At 70.3% G+C, this 13,524-nt stretch carries 16 protein-coding genes, 1 tRNA gene and 1 pseudogene; 8 read left to right on the forward strand and 10 right to left on the reverse strand.

The features are described 5' to 3' along the window. Positions 1-105 precede the first annotated feature (105 nt). A pseudogene (locus tag ACIBVN_RS38750) lies at positions 106-345 on the forward strand (integrase core domain-containing protein); the annotation flags it as partial. 200 nt (positions 346-545) lie between these two features. Here the strand turns inward: ACIBVN_RS38750 and ACIBVN_RS38755 are convergent. After that, positions 546-619: transfer RNA gene (locus ACIBVN_RS38755), tRNA-Ile, on the reverse strand. A 228-nt stretch (positions 620-847) separates the two neighbouring features. Between ACIBVN_RS38755 and ACIBVN_RS38760 the strand changes: the two genes are divergently transcribed. After that, positions 848-1,411 carry a histidine phosphatase family protein gene (locus ACIBVN_RS38760; RefSeq protein ID WP_397145250.1) on the forward strand — a complete coding sequence of 188 codons (564 nt, stop codon included), beginning with the start codon at positions 848-850 and terminating at the stop codon, positions 1,409-1,411. 36 nt (positions 1,412-1,447) lie between these two features. Here the strand turns inward: ACIBVN_RS38760 and ACIBVN_RS38765 are convergent, their stop codons facing one another. Beyond that, complete coding sequence (locus tag ACIBVN_RS38765) at positions 1,448-2,383, reverse strand: LysR family transcriptional regulator (protein WP_349453438.1); 936 nt, start codon at positions 2,381-2,383, stop codon at positions 1,448-1,450. A 94-nt stretch (positions 2,384-2,477) separates the two neighbouring features. On the opposite strand from ACIBVN_RS38765, the gene ACIBVN_RS38770 reads away from it, so the two are divergent. Both ACIBVN_RS38770 and ACIBVN_RS38775 read left to right on the forward strand, forming a co-directional pair. Beyond that, entirely contained in the window at positions 2,478-2,705 is a 228-nt protein-coding gene (locus tag ACIBVN_RS38770) for a DUF6158 family protein (protein WP_397145252.1), read from the forward strand. Further along, positions 2,702-2,938 (forward strand): hypothetical protein, encoded by a 237-nt coding sequence (locus ACIBVN_RS38775; protein WP_397145254.1) that lies wholly within the window; start codon positions 2,702-2,704, stop codon positions 2,936-2,938. Before ACIBVN_RS38770 ends, ACIBVN_RS38775 begins: the two co-directional genes overlap by 4 nt. A gap of 35 nt (positions 2,939-2,973) precedes the next feature. On the opposite strand, the gene ACIBVN_RS38780 is transcribed toward ACIBVN_RS38775, so the two are convergent. Beyond that, on the reverse strand, positions 2,974-3,135 hold the full coding sequence (locus ACIBVN_RS38780) for a hypothetical protein (RefSeq protein WP_397145256.1): 162 nt from the start codon (positions 3,133-3,135) through the stop codon (positions 2,974-2,976). After that, positions 3,132-4,763, reverse strand: a complete 1,632-nt coding sequence (locus ACIBVN_RS38785; RefSeq protein ID WP_397145258.1) for a sodium:solute symporter family protein — start codon at positions 4,761-4,763, stop codon at positions 3,132-3,134. Before ACIBVN_RS38785 ends, ACIBVN_RS38780 begins: the two co-directional genes overlap by 4 nt. Before the next feature lie 175 nt (positions 4,764-4,938). On the opposite strand from ACIBVN_RS38785, the gene ACIBVN_RS38790 reads away from it, so the two are divergent. Then, on the forward strand, positions 4,939-5,715 hold the full coding sequence (locus ACIBVN_RS38790) for a putative hydro-lyase (RefSeq protein WP_397145260.1): 777 nt from the start codon (positions 4,939-4,941) through the stop codon (positions 5,713-5,715). Positions 5,716-5,818: 103 nt separating this feature from the next. Next, positions 5,819-7,108, forward strand: a complete 1,290-nt coding sequence (secY, locus tag ACIBVN_RS38795; RefSeq protein WP_397145391.1) for a preprotein translocase subunit SecY — start codon at positions 5,819-5,821, stop codon at positions 7,106-7,108. Positions 7,109-7,181: 73 nt separating this feature from the next. Here the strand turns inward: secY and ACIBVN_RS38800 are convergent, their stop codons facing one another. The 4 genes from ACIBVN_RS38800 to ACIBVN_RS38815 form a co-directional block, all read right to left on the reverse strand. Further along, the gene (locus tag ACIBVN_RS38800) at positions 7,182-7,832 is read right to left on the reverse strand and encodes a response regulator (protein WP_397145392.1); all 651 of its coding nucleotides are present in this window, start codon (positions 7,830-7,832) and stop codon (positions 7,182-7,184) included. Positions 7,833-8,008: 176 nt separating this feature from the next. Then, positions 8,009-9,211, reverse strand: a complete 1,203-nt coding sequence (locus ACIBVN_RS38805) for a sensor histidine kinase (protein ID WP_397145262.1) — start codon at positions 9,209-9,211, stop codon at positions 8,009-8,011. 47 nt (positions 9,212-9,258) lie between these two features. Then, positions 9,259-9,648, reverse strand: a complete 390-nt coding sequence (locus ACIBVN_RS38810) for a PPOX class F420-dependent oxidoreductase (protein ID WP_397145264.1) — start codon at positions 9,646-9,648, stop codon at positions 9,259-9,261. A gap of 34 nt (positions 9,649-9,682) precedes the next feature. Then, positions 9,683-10,591: a phosphotriesterase gene (locus ACIBVN_RS38815; RefSeq protein WP_397145266.1), complete on the reverse strand. Its 909-nt coding sequence runs from the start codon at positions 10,589-10,591 to the stop codon at positions 9,683-9,685. A 149-nt stretch (positions 10,592-10,740) separates the two neighbouring features. On the opposite strand from ACIBVN_RS38815, the gene ACIBVN_RS38820 reads away from it, so the two are divergent. Then, positions 10,741-11,196: a TIGR02611 family protein gene (locus ACIBVN_RS38820; RefSeq protein ID WP_397145268.1), complete on the forward strand. Its 456-nt coding sequence runs from the start codon at positions 10,741-10,743 to the stop codon at positions 11,194-11,196. Positions 11,197-11,249: 53 nt separating this feature from the next. Next, on the forward strand, positions 11,250-12,197 hold the full coding sequence (locus tag ACIBVN_RS38825) for a hypothetical protein (protein ID WP_397145270.1): 948 nt from the start codon (positions 11,250-11,252) through the stop codon (positions 12,195-12,197). Here ACIBVN_RS38825 and ACIBVN_RS38830 read toward each other — a convergent pair. Then, positions 12,192-12,512 carry a co-chaperone GroES gene (locus tag ACIBVN_RS38830; protein WP_139632895.1) on the reverse strand — a complete coding sequence of 107 codons (321 nt, stop codon included), beginning with the start codon at positions 12,510-12,512 and terminating at the stop codon, positions 12,192-12,194. The genes ACIBVN_RS38825 and ACIBVN_RS38830 overlap by 6 nt on opposite strands. A gap of 49 nt (positions 12,513-12,561) precedes the next feature. Further along, positions 12,562-13,494 carry an endonuclease/exonuclease/phosphatase family protein gene (locus tag ACIBVN_RS38835; RefSeq protein WP_397145272.1) on the reverse strand — a complete coding sequence of 311 codons (933 nt, stop codon included), beginning with the start codon at positions 13,492-13,494 and terminating at the stop codon, positions 12,562-12,564. Between the last annotated feature and the right edge of the window lie 30 nt (positions 13,495-13,524).

Consider the following 13,524-nt stretch of genomic DNA (forward strand, 5'->3'; position numbering starts at 1 on the left):
CGAAGTCGCGCCCGGACAGCGGATGAAACGGGTGGGTCACCCGAACGCGTCGGTACTGATCGTCGCCATCGGGTGTAATCGACGGCGTAATCCAACTGCTACGCCGAACGCTGGATACGCACTGTCCGAGCCGAATGCGCCGACCGCATGCTCATCTACGACGACCGCCACCTTCGATCAGCCCTGAACGAGTACGCCGAACACTACAACGCGCATCGCCCGCACCAGTCCCGCCAACAACTCCCACCCGATCAACGGGAGCCCGTCGTGGTTCCGCTGGAAAGACGGATTCGGTGCCGAAAGGTACTCAGCGGAGCCGTCAACGAGTACCATCGGGCCGCCTGACAGAGCCGACGAAACACCAGCTCAGACCATGTTTACGAGTTTTGGAGCAGTACAGGCGGAAGCGTCGGTGGCTTTGGTGCCCCGGAGGCTCGCGGCCGTGGGGGACGCGTCCGAGACTCGCGGTCCCCGTTCGGTCCCCGCTGAGGGTGGTGTCCGACCTTCGGAGTCCGCGCCTGGTGCTGCGCCCCTGGTGGAGTGAGTAGGGCGGGTGGGACTTGAACCCACGACCCACGGATTATGAGTCCGATGCTCTGACCGGCTGAGCTACCGCCCCTGGATTCAGTTGTGTGGCGTGCGGCGGGATGTCCGAAGGATCGTGCCAAGCCCCCGTGCATGCTAAGGCTAGAGCATCGGATCCGGTCGTCGTTCCCCGCCGAACGGGAGACTCGTCCCCATCGAATGAGAGACAGGTCTCCGCCGACATCATTCCATGCCTGGCAACGTTGTTGGAGCCTGACTCGATCATATTCGGGCCGGAAGGTGGGGCGGGTAGCGTCTGGGCGTGACCGTGAAGCTGGTTTACGAGACGCACTCCGTCACCCTGGACAACGAGACGGGCATCGCCACCGGATGGTTACCCGGGGAGTTGTCCGCGCGCGGGCGGGCGGAGGCCGTGAAGCTGGGGGTGCGGCGGCGGGAGGTGGACGTCGTGTATGCCTCCGACCTGCGGCGGGCCGTGCAGACGGCGGAGATCGCCTTTGCCGGGACCGGCAAGGAGATCAGGCTCGATCGGCGGCTCAGGGAGTGCGACTACGGGATCTACAACGGGCGGCCGCTCAGCGAGGTGGCGGCCTTGCGGAGCAGGCACATCGATACGCCGTGGCCGGGCGGGCAGAGTTATCGGCAGGTCGTGGCGGAGATGGCGGGGTTTCTGCGGGATGTGACGGAGGAGTGGCAGGGGCGGCAGGTGCTCGTGGTGTCGCACTCCGCCAATCGGTGGGCGCTGCGGAATCTGCTGGACGGGACCTCCCTGGAGGAGTTGGTCGACGCCCTTTCGAGTGGCGGCCGGGGTGGGAGTACGACCTGGTGTGAGGGGGAGGGGGCAGGAGGCACGCCCTCCCCGTGACGCTGGTACGGACGATTCCTGGCGTGGGCTTCGGGGTTATGGGGCGGTGCCGTAGCCCGGGTTCCGTACCAGCCAGTCGGAGTAGACGGGGCTGCGGCGTACCGCGTCCCTGTGGACCTGCTTGGCCTGCGACACCACCCACGCGGCGTCGGGTGCGGTGGGGTGGCGGCCGAGGAGTTGCCGCCAGCGCAGCGGCGCCCCCGCCAGGGGCACCATGACGAGGCCCTGGGCGGGCTGGTGGGTGGCCTGGCAGAGCACCACCGCGCGGCCGACCTGGGCGAGGTGGGTGCAGGTGGGCACGTCGGTCTCGTAGATCGTGCCGGGCGTGAACCCGGCACGCGCGCACGCCGTCGCGAAGCAGTCGGCGAAGCAGCCGTCGCCTGGAGTCACCGCCCAGTGTTCGCCGGCGAGGCCGGCCAGCTCCACCTCCTTCTCCTGGGCGGCGGGGTGGTCCTCGCCGACCAGGCAGAACACGGGGTCAAGGCCGATCGACTCCCATACGAGCGCGCCGGCGGGCGTGCCGGAGTCGCCGCAGGCGCCGGTCAGCACGTAGTCGAGGCGGCCGAGCTCGACCATGCTGGTCAGCTCGTGCGCGGACCAGGAGGTGTACGTGCTGACCGCGCGTTCCCTGGACAGCCGGTCGACCAAGCCGCCCAGGATGGGGCCGTTGGTCGCGCCGAGGCGGTAGCCGGGGGAGGTGGGGGAGGCGGCGAAACGTACGGCTTCCTCCTGTAGCTCCTGGGCCGCGGGGAGCAGCACCCGTGCTCTGGAGAGCACGAGTTCGCCCAGCCTGGTGGGTCTGGCGCCATGCCGGTCGCGCTCGAAAAGGGTGCCGCCGAGCCCCCTTTCGATGCGCTTGAGCTGGGCGGTCAGGGCCGGCTGTGCCAGCCCGAGCAGAGACGCGGCCTTGCTCACACTTCCTGCGTCCGCGACCGCGCGGACGATCCTGAGGTGCCTGAGCTCGAGGTCCATAAGGGGAAAGTAAGGCGACGATCTCTTACAAACAATGCCCATATGTCAGGAAATGTGACAGATATTGTCGAGGGCACTGGGGTAGGGGAAGCCCATGACGACGATGGGAATAGACCCGGCGCAGCTCAGCGACGAGGATCTGCTCCGCGAACTGCGGCAACTGCACGTCACCCGGAGCGACACGTTCTTCCACGGATCGGACGACGCTCTGGCGGTGCACACGTCACGGATGAACGAGCTGGAGGCCGAATACCTCCGTCGCAACCCGGATCGTGAGGTCGATCCGTACCGGTTGAGAGAGGGGGCGAGACAGCGCTCATGATCGAGGTCCATGATGTGCAGGCTCTGTCGGACGTCGACATCCACGTGTACGAGGCGGTGGCGTTCCAGGCGGTCGAGCATGGAGTGGCGAGTCCGGCAGGGGTCGTACGGGCGTCCGGACTGACCGAGGAGGAGGTGCGCGAGTGCCTCGCGCACCTGATCGCGCACGGGTACGTGGTGCCCAGAGGCGACGGGTACGCCCTCGGGCCCCACACGTTCGAGGTCGAGTACTGAGGGCCGGCCCGTGATCGCGTGCGCCCGGCGTACGGTCAGAGCCGTCTGAGCCGGGCCCACGCGACGAACGTGCCGCCGAACACGGCCATGACCAGGCCCGTCCACAGGTTGACCGCGCTCCCGAACGCCCCGGCGACGACGAGGATCACGCCGTACAGCAGGAACAGCCCGCCGATCACCATTCGGATGTCACTCATACGATCACTCCGTACATGGCCGCGGCGAGGATGAGGGCGCCCGTGCCGAGCAGCACGGGCGAGCGGTACCACCGTGCGTCACCCGCCAGCGCGTCGTCCTCCAGATCGACGGCACTGAGCCCGTACACCAGCCCGCGCAGCTCCTCGGCCGGCTTCGCCGTGGTGACCAGCGTGACCGCCACGGACACGACGACGTCCACGGCGAACGCCAGGCCCGCGCCCCAGAAGCTGGCGTTCAGTTCGGTGCCGAAGTCCACGACCCCGGCCTTGTACGCGATGTAGGACGCGAAGGCCGCCGCCGTGCCGGCGAGCAGCCCCCAGAACCCGGCCCACGGCGTCATCCGCCGCCAGAAGAGCCCAATGATGAACGTCGCGAAGAGCGGCGCGTTGAAGAACGAGAACAGCGCCTGCAGATAGTTCATGATGTTGGAGTAACCGGCCGCGATGAACGCCGTGCCGACGCCCAGCGCCACGCCCGCCACGGTCGCGATCCGGCCCACGCGCAGGTAGTGGCCGTCGTCGCGGTCAGGGCGCAGATGCGCCTGCCAGATGTCGTTGGTGAAGACCGTGTTGAAGCCGCTGATGTTCGCCGCCATCCCCGCCATGAACGAGGCCAGCAGCCCGGTCACCGCGATCCCCAGCACGCCGTTCGGCAGCAGGTCCCGCATGAGCAGCGGGATCGCGCTGTTGTAGTCCTGGCCCTCGCCCCACCCGCTGAACAGCACGAGCGCGATCATCCCCGGCAGCACCGTCACCAGCGGGATGAACAGCTTCGGGTACGCGGCGATGATCGGCGTGAGCCTGGCCGCGTTCGTGTTCCTGGCCGACAGGGCCCGCTGCACCTCGGCGAAGTTCGTCGTCCAGTAGCCGAACGACAGCACGAACCCGAGCCCGAACACGATGCCGACCCAGTGCGCCTGCATCGGGTTCTCGCCCGCCGTGCCTGCCCACGTGTGCAGGCCGCCCTCGCCGAGCGCGCTCTGCCGTACCTTGTCCGCCAGCCCCGAGAACCCGCCCACCTTGATCAGCCCCAGCACGGTCAGCGGGATCAGCCCGGCCAGGATCACGAAGAACTGCAGCACCTCGTTATAGATCGCCGAGGAGAGCCCGCCGAGCGTGATGTACGCCAGGACGATCACCGCCGAGACCACCACCGAGACCGGCAGCGGCCAGCCCAGCAGCGCCTCCATGACCAGGGCCAGCGCGTAGAGGTTCACGCCCGCGATGAGGATCTGCGCGACCGCGAACGTGATCGCGTTCAGCAGCTGCGTCGCGCCGTTGAAGCGCCTGCGCAGGAACTCGGGCACGCTGCGGACCTTCGAGCGGTAGTAGAAGGGCATCATCACGATGCCGAGGAACACCATCGCGGGGACCGCGCCGATCCAGTAGTAGTGCACGGTCATGGCGCCGTACTGCACGCCGTTGGCGGCCATGCCGAGGATCTCGATCGCGCCGAGGTTGGCGGACACGAACGCGAGCCCGGTGATCCAGGCCGGTAACCCGCGGCCGGCCAGGAAGAAGTCGAGGCTGGAGCTGATCCGCCTGCGGGCGGCGAAACCGATGGCGAGGACGGTGGCGAAGTAGATCGCGATGAGGACGTAGTCGAGGAGGTTCACGTCGAGGCGCACGGCGCTCCCGCTACCCCGGAAAGTACCAACATCACCGACTTCGCCGCTTGTTATGAGTGCCCCTCAGGTAAGGGCACCCCGCAGGCGTGGTGGACCGCTGAACGCGGCCCGCCATAGGCGCGGACTCCGCTGCCTGTGGTGGACCGCTGAACGCGGCCCGCCATACTGTCAAAGGGTGGACGTCGCCGAGCTGAGTCCGGCGCAGGCGCGGGAGCGTTTCCGCGCCGGCGAGCGGGTGCCCACGGCGGGCTGGTGCCGGGGCTGGACGCAGGCCAACCTGATCGCCGTGCCCAAGCCGCTGCGGTACGACCTGCTGCTGTTCGCCCACCAGAACCGGCAGGCGTGCCCCGTGCTCGACGTGGGGGAGCCGGGGGCCTGGTCCACGCCGCTCTTCCCCGGCGACCTCCGTACCGACCTGCCCGGATACCGGCTCTACCGCGACGGCGAGCCGGTCGCGGACCTCGGCGACGTGGTGGCGCAGTGGCGGGACGACCTGGTGCCGTTCCTCATCGGGTGCAGCTTCACGTTCGAGGCGGCGCTGCTCGCGGCCGGGGTGCCGGTGCGGCACCTGGAGCTGGGGACGAACGTGCCGATGTACGTCACCGACGTCCCCTGCGAGGCGGCGGGCAGCCTGTCGGGACCGCTGGTCGTGTCGATGCGGCCGGTGCCCGAGGCGCTGGTGAAGACCGCCGTCGAGGTGAGCGGGCACTACCCGATGGTGCACGGGGAGCCGGTGCACGTCGGCGACCCCGCGGCGATCGGGATCCGTGACCTGGCCCGGCCCGACTTCGGTGACCCGGTGGAGGTGCGGGCGGGGGAGGTGCCGCTGTTCTGGGCGTGCGGGGTCACGCCGCAGGCGGCGGTCATGGCCAGCGGCGTCGAGTACGCGATCGGCCACCTGCCGGGGCACATGGCCATCCTGGACGCGCGCGACGACGACTACCGCGTCTGACCTGACGTCGGGTCGTACGCGGATTTGCGTACGCGGGTGCCTCGTCTCGGCGGACGACCCCCACAGGTCGCCCCGGTCAGACTCCTTGACCATGCTGACCGTCTTGACCAGGACACTTACCGGGGCCTTCCGTGTGCCCGAGCTGCGAAAGAAGCTGCTGTTCACGCTGGGCCTGATCGCCCTGTTCCGCCTCGGGCAGCTCATGCCCTCGCCGGGGGTGGACGTGGTGGCCGTGCGGGAGTGCGTGGGGGCGGCCAGGGGCGGCTTCTTCGACATGGTGCAGATGCTCAGCGGGGGCGCGATGCTGCAGCTGTCGGTGTTCGCGCTGGGCGTCATGCCGTACATCACGGCCAGCATCATCATGCAGCTCTTCGCCGTGCTCGTGCCCCGGCTGGACGCGCTCAGGAAGGAGGGGCAGCGCGGCCAGGCCAAGATCACGCAGTACACCCGCTACCTGACGGTCGGGCTCGCCGTGCTGAACGCCGGGACGGTCGTCGCGCTGGCCCGCGCCGGGCAACTCCTGCCCGGGTGCACGCGGTCGCTGCTGCGGGACGAGGGACTGCTGGCCGTGACCGTGATCGTGATGACCATGGTGGCGGGGGCCTGCGTGGTCATGTGGCTCGGCGAGCTGATCACGGACCAGGGGATCGGGAACGGGATGTCGCTCCTGATGTTCACGCAGGTCGTGGCCGTCTTCCCGGGGTACATGGCGAGGATCTTCGTGATGAGCCCGATCAGTTTCGTGGTGATGACCGCGGCGGGGCTGTGCCTGGTGGCCGCCGTGGTCTTCGTGGAGCAGGCGCAGCGGCGGATCCCGGTGCAGTACGCCAAGCGGATGGTGGGGCGGCGGATGTACGGGGGAAGCAGCACGTACATCCCGTTGAAGGTCAACCAGGCGGGGATCGTGCCGGTGATCTTCACCTCGTCGCTGCTGTACCTCCCGACGCTGGCGGCGCCGCTGCTCGGGGACGCGGGGCAGGCGTGGGTGGAGCGCAACCTGGCCTCGGGGACCGGTCCGCTCTACATGAGCGTGTACGTGCTCCTGATCGTCGGGTTCGCCTACTTCTACGTGTCGATCACCTTCAATCCCGTGGAGGTGGCGGACAACATGCGGCGGTATGGGGGGTTCGTTCCCGGGATCCGGCCCGGCGGGCCGACGGCGCGGTACCTGGCGTACGTGCTGGGGCGGCTGACCGCGCCCGGGGCGGTCTACCTGGCGGTGCTGGCGCTGCTGCCGGTGGTGGCGTTCGCGGTGCTCAAGGATCCGAGTACGCAGCAGAACTTCCCGTTCGGAGGCACCAGTGTGTTGATCATGGTCGGGGTCGGGCTGGACACCGTGAAGCAGATCGAGGCCCAGCTCCAGCAGCGCAACTACGAAGGCTTCCTGAAGTAGCTCCCGCCGCTCCCCTCCAGGCGACGGGCCCTCTCGCGTGGGCTCCCTCGCGTGGGCTCGCACGGGGGCTCTTTCACTCGGGCACGCTCACCCCGGCTCGGATGGCGAACACCACGAGCTGGGCGCGGTCCCTCGCGCGCAGCTTGAGCATGGCGCGGCTGACGTGGGTGCGGACGGTGTCAGGGCTGATCACCAGCTCCTTGGCGATCTCCTCGTTCGACCTGCCGGTGGCCACCCAGGCCACCAGCTCCCGCTCCCGGGGCGTCAGCGTCTCCAGCCCTTCGACCGGCCCGGCGCCGTGCCGCCCGAACATGCCGATGACCTTCTTGGTGATCGCCGGTGACAGCAACGCCTCGCCCGCGGCCACCACGCGTACGGCGTTGACCAGCTCCTCCGGGGCGCTGTCCTTGAGCAGGAAGCCGCTGGCCCCGGCCTGGAGCGCGGCGAAGACGTACTCGTCCACGGCGAAGGTCGTCACCACGACGACCCTGGTGCCGCGCAGTTCGGGGTCCTCGGCGATGGCCCGCAGCGTGGCGAGGCCGTCCATGCCCGGCATGCGGATGTCGAGCAGCAGGACGTCCGGCCGGGCACGGCGGATCAACGCCAGCGCGGCGCTCCCGTCGGCGGCCTCGCCCACGCACTCCATGCCGGGCGCACGCTCCAGCAAGGCCCGCAGCCCCATGCGCACGACCGCCTGATCGTCGGCCACGGCCACCCTGATCACGCCCTCCGGCCCGCCGACGCTGTCCGGCCCGCTGACGGGCTCGGGTGCGCTGACGGGCTCGGGCTCGGTCATGGGGGCGGTCTCGGGCCTGAGGGCGGTCACGGGGTCGGGTGCGCGGACGGTCGTGGGATCGAGGGCGGGCGCGGGTTCCGGCGTGGGCATGTGCTCCGGCGCGGTCACGTCGAGACCTGGGGGAAGCGGGCGATCACCTGGAAGCCGCCGCCGTCGCGCGGTCCGACGGCGAAGTGGCCGCCCGCCTCGGTGACATGAGCGCGCATCCCGGCCAGCCCGCGCCCTTCACGAGCGCCCGTCCAGCCCGCGCCACGGTCGGCCACCTCCAGCAGGAACTCGCCCGGATGCCCGCCCACCCGCACGAGCGCCCTGGTGGGGCCCGCGTGGCGCAGGACGTTGGTCAGCGACTCGCGCACCACCCGGTAGACGGTGCCCTGGAGGCGGACGGGCACGGTGAAGTCCGCAGGCTCGACGTCCACCGGCAGGCCCGCCGCCCGGACGCCATCGATGAGCCGGGCGAGATCGCCGCCTGGCGGGTCGATGCCGTCGAGCGCCGCCCGCAACTGCGCGAGTGCCGTGGTGCTGGTCTCCCTGATCGCCCGCAACGACTCCCGCGCCTGCTCGGGGTCGTCGTCGAGCGCGACGAGCGCGAGCCCGGCCTGCATGGCGATGGCCGCGAGGCCGTGTCCGGCCGCATCGTGCACCTCACCGGCGATCCTGGCCCGCTCAGCCGCCACCACGTCCAGCCCGCCCGCGCCCGGCCCGCCCCAAACGGCCCCGCCGACGTCCAGCGTGCCGGTAGCCGCCCCATTGTGGCGCAGTGCTGCTTGTGCCGGCCCAGAGCCGTCAACCGCGACGCCCGGCGACGCGTTTCCGCCCTGCCCCTCCGAGCCGGCCCCCGTCGAGCTCAGCCCGACCGAGGCCGGCTCCACAGAGGCCGGCCCCACCGAGCCCGCCGCCACCGAGCCCGCCGCCACCGAGCCCGCCGCCACCGAGCTCGCCGCCACCGAGCTCGCCGCCACCGAGCCCGCCCGCAACGAGGCCGGCCCCATCGAGGCCGGTGTGGTGCCGTCCCCGGTCGTGGGCGTAGGGCGCACCGTCGTGAGGGGGCGGGGTGGTGCCGCCGGGATGGCCCACGCGCGTACCGACTCGGCGGAGAGATTGACCTGCGGCGGCTCAGCCTCGGCGGCGGCAGCGGCCGCTGCGGCGCGGGCCTGGGCGAGGCCGCTGAACGACCACGGGACGGCCAGCCAGCCCGCCCACGCCAGCATGACCACGACCGGGACGTCGCCGAGCCGGGTCAGGCGCGACAGAGCGGCCAGCGGCCGGCGCAGGCGGCCCTCCCTGTGCGTGTGTTCCGTCACCATCCCCACCCGGCGGCCAAGGCTCGTGTAGCCCAGATCCTAGCGAGCTTTCACACGTTCCGGGTCTCGGGCGGACCGGCCAGCCCCCACGAGATGATCTTGTGGGGAGTGATCCTGATGACCTCTCTCGAGAAGAACGGCACCGGCGGATCGGCGTCCGTCAGCGCCTCCGCCGTGCCCCTGATCTCGATGCCGCGCACCTGCCACGGATCGATCGAGGCCAGGTCGTCCACGACGAGCGCGACGGTGCTCCCCTTGCGGACGTTCCCGAACTTCTTGGAAGAGCCCATGGCGTGCCCGCCGATGGTGATCGTGCCCGTCCCGGCGTCGACGAAGTAGCCGACCGGGTTGTTCTGCACCTGGCCGTCAGGCGCCACGGTGGCCAGGCGGCCGAGCTGCTGCGAGGACAGGTAGTCCAGTTCCGCTGATGTGAAAGTCATGCGGCCGAGTCTGCAACCTCAACATCGGTTGAGGTCAACCCAGTCCGTCGGTCAGCCAGCGCAGCGGGTTGTCGTGGGTGATGAGGCCGATCGTGTCCTCGCCGACGCCCGACTCGCGCAGGCGCGGCAGCAGGGTGTCGAAGAGGTGGCCGTAGCCGGGTCCGTCGTACTTGCGCAGCTGCGCGACCCGGCTCAGCCCCGTGCTGATCAGCAGGCGGTCCGCGTGGCCGTCCTCGATGAGGCCGAGCGTGATCCTGGCCGCCTGGTCCGGGCCGAGGCCGAGCACGCCCAGGCTCACGTACGCGCCCGCTTCGGCGATCTTCCTGGCCGCCCCCAGGTCGCCGCCCGCGTAGCCGACGGCCACCCGGGAGCCCGGCAGGCCCTGCCCGAGCAGGATCTCCAGGAGAGCGGGGGCGTTCGCGCCGTGCGTCGCGACGGGGAGGCGCGAGTTCAGGGAGGCGCGGGCGGCGGCGATCAGGCAGCGCTCCTCGCGCGGGGTGGGCTCGGCGCCCCAGGAGCCGACCTCGCCGATCACGCCGGGGAACACGCCCATGTCGTCCGCGCCGCTGAGGATCTCGTCCATCAGCCGGCTGGTGAGCGAGTCCACGTCCGCGTCCCCGGCGTCCGTGAACGGCTCAGCGAAGAGCCCGGTCGAGGCGATCACCGGCACCCGGCTGCCCGCCGCCATGCGGGCCAGGGCGGCGGCGTCGCGGCCCATGCCCATGCAGGTCAGGTCGACCAGCAGGCCGAGCCCGCCGGACTGGCGCAGCTCGCGGAGCTCGGCGGTGACGGCGTGCTCCTCGTCGAGCCAGCGGTACGGGTCGGAGTCGATGCTGACCCCCCAGCGCAAGTCGGTACGCAGATGCTCATGGGGGAGCACGGCGCCGGTGATGGCGGCGGCGCGTACGGGACCGGTGACGGTACGGAGCAAAACCTCGGGCATATCAGACATTAACCGATGTTTGCGGGATGCATTCCGTCCGGGCCGGAAAATTTACCGTCTGGCGGGTTTGCTGTTTTGCTAGTCGGCTGCAAGTAGTCACTGGTTGGCGCGCCGTATCCTGGGTGGCACACCGACTGCCGGGGGGAATTGTGCAGGTTCAGAACTCCGACACCGGCGACGCCGACGTGATCAAGGGCGAGGCCGCCGACCGCTCCAGCATGCCCGCGCGCCGTACGGGCCTGCATGGCTGGCTTGACGGCATCAGGTCCACCCGCACGGGCGCGCTCACGCTGAAGATCGTGTTCGGCGTGATCGGGACTGTCATGGTGGTGGCCGGGCTGATCATGGTGCCGTTCCCCGGTCCGGGGTGGGCGGTCGTGTTCGCGGGGCTGGCGGTGCTGGCCGTGGAGTTCCACTGGGCGCGCAAGGTGCTGGACTTCGGCAAGCGCACGTTGCACGCCTGGATGGAGTGGTACAAGCAGCAGGGCTGGCTCGTACGCGTCGTCGTGCTCGTCGTGACGGTGGCCGTCGCCGGGGTGATCGTCTACTTCGGCCTGCGTACGCTCGGCATCGACCTGATCGCGATCGCCCAGCGTTACATCTAGACCCGGTCGGTATCGCGCCCGAAATTCCGTACTTCGCTGTCTATTCTGCGGGCGTGATCGCCAAAATCGCCATCGCGCTGTCCATGACGCTCTCCGCGGGTTACGCGGGGCCCGTGACGCTCCCCGCCGCGGCCAGGGCGGACCTCGTGCTGCCCGGCACCGGCGGTATGAAATATCGCGAAAAAGCGGGTGATCCGGTACGTCTGGCCGCCTACGGCCTCGGCACCAAGCGCACCTACCTCAGATCCGCGACCGGCGACGCCTTCGCCTGGGAGAAGGCCCTCTCCGAAGTGTCCGTCTCGCCCGGCGACCGCCTGACGGCAGGCGTGCCCGGCTCGTACCGGTCCGGCTACGACGCCCTGATCGTCACCGACCGCGCCACCGGCGCCTCGACCAGGATCCGCACGGTCAAGAAGCCCCTGACCGCCTCCTACGCCTCCTGGTCCCGCGACGGGAAGCGGATCGCGCTCACCGTCGAGCAGAAGGTGGACGACAAGTGGCGCGTGCTCGGCTTCACGGTCGTGGACGTGGTGGCCAAGACCGCGCGCACGGTGCGGGTGTCCGGGCTGGGCCGCAACGCGGGCTTCTGGTGGAGCCCCGACGGCAACCTCGTCTCCATGTACGGCACGGGCCTGCGCGTCTACCGGGCCACGGATGGCGCGGTCGTACGCACCTACGCGGACGCGGGCCTGCCGACCGGACCCGAGGACTCGTTCTCACCGTCGGGCAAGCGGCTGACCACGTGGTGCCCGTCGCGCTTCAAGGAGCAGCTCTGCCTGGTGGACCCGGTCACCGGCAAGATCGCCCAGCGCGTGAACGTACGGCCAGAGGCGCTTTTCGGCTGGTGGGACGAGACTCACGTGATCGCCGTCATGGCGCACGGCACCGCCTACCGGCTGACGGTGCTCGATCTGAACGGCAAGGCGACGCGCGTGCTGGCGGACGTGCCGCGCACGGCGTGGGCGTCGGACCTGTGGCTCTCCTTCATCCGCGTGTCATAGGTAGAGACCGGTGCCGTGGTCGGTCTCCTGGGTGGCCACCGCGTGCAGGTCGCGCTCGCGCATCACGAGATAGACCTGCGCGTGCACCTCGACCTCGAACTGCTCCTCCGGGTTGAACAGCACCTTGTCGCCCACCTTGACCGAGCGCACGTTCGTGCCGACGCCGCACACCTCACCCCAGGCCAGCCGGTTGGCCATCTTGACCGTCGCCGGAATGACGATCCCGGAGCCGCTGCGCCGCTCCTCGGCCTCCTGCTCCAGCTTGATCATGACCCGGTCGTGCAGCATCTGAATCTCGAACTTGGGCTCTACCACAGCCCCAAGTTTACGAGCCACGACACCCGCGAAACTCCGGAAGTCGCGATCAAGGGAGCCTGAGCTCGGCGAACACGGGCCGGTGGTCGGTGCGCCCCAGCCGCAGCACCTCGAAGTCCCGCACCGCCATCCGCGAGTCCGCCAGCACGTGGTCGATCGGCACGCCTGGCAGGTTCTGGTCCGAGCCCTCCTGCGGCCAGGTCGGCACGAATCCCCGCCCCACGACGTCGGCGGCGTCCCGGTAGCCGCTCGCCAGCAGCTCGCGCATCGGCAGGTGATCGAGGGTGGCGTTGAAGTCGCCCGCCAGCACCCGGAGCTCCTTGCCCGCGCGCGGCAGTGCCGCGAGCCCCGCCTGCCAGCACGGCTGCCGCCCGATCCGCTTCGGGGCGCACGGGTGCACGGACACGATCTCCACCCGCGCCCCGCCGGGATGCGTGAGCCAGGCCCTGGCCTGCCCGAACCCGCCGTACTTGATCGTCTCACCGGCCTTCAGCGGGTGCCGGGCGTACACCGCCGACCCGCCGACCCCCTCCAGCGGTCGCGTGACGGCGTACGGCAGCGCCTTGCGCACCCCCGCCTCCTCCAGCCGCCGCATGGCCTCCGGCGTGAACTCCTGCAACGCCAGCACGTCCGGCCGCAGACCGGTGACCAGCGCCATCAGCTCCTCCGTGTCCGCCCGCCCCACCAGCAGGTTCGCCGCGAGCACCCGCAGCTCCGGCCCGCCGGCCTCGGGGTTGCCGTCGGCCAGCACGCGTGGGAGCACGGCAGGCGTCAGCGCCAGCACGGAAACCAGCGCGACCGTTCCGGCGGCCCACCGCCTCAGCAGGCAGGCCAGCACCAGGACCACCACCGTCGCGAGCACCGCGTACGGCGTGTACGCCACCATCGGCACCCACGGCCAGTCCGGCTCGAACCCGCTCAGCCGCACCACCGCCCACGCCGCGAACGGCGCCACCACGATCCAGCTCACCCATGTCCGCACGCCATGTATCGCTACAAAGAGCGGTTCGGG

Source organism: Nonomuraea sp. NPDC049400 (assembly GCF_044466425.1).
Lineage (GTDB): Bacteria > Actinomycetota > Actinomycetes > Streptosporangiales > Streptosporangiaceae > Nonomuraea.

Bases quoted from the DNA above. Each gene is read 5' to 3' on its own strand.
- ACIBVN_RS38765 (WP_349453438.1), bottom strand. From the start codon at position 2,383: ATGGACCTCGAGCTCAGGCACCTCAGGATCGTCCGCGCGGTCGCGGAC.
- ACIBVN_RS38770 (WP_397145252.1), top strand. From the start codon at position 2,478: ATGACGACGATGGGAATAGACCCGGCGCAGCTCAGCGACGAGGATCTG.
- ACIBVN_RS38775 (WP_397145254.1), top strand. From the start codon at position 2,702: ATGATCGAGGTCCATGATGTGCAGGCTCTGTCGGACGTCGACATCCAC.
- ACIBVN_RS38780 (WP_397145256.1), bottom strand. From the start codon at position 3,135: ATGAGTGACATCCGAATGGTGATCGGCGGGCTGTTCCTGCTGTACGGC.
- ACIBVN_RS38805 (WP_397145262.1), bottom strand. From the start codon at position 9,211: ATGGTGACGGAACACACGCACAGGGAGGGCCGCCTGCGCCGGCCGCTG.
- ACIBVN_RS38810 (WP_397145264.1), bottom strand. From the start codon at position 9,648: ATGACTTTCACATCAGCGGAACTGGACTACCTGTCCTCGCAGCAGCTC.
- ACIBVN_RS38815 (WP_397145266.1), bottom strand. From the start codon at position 10,591: ATGCCCGAGGTTTTGCTCCGTACCGTCACCGGTCCCGTACGCGCCGCC.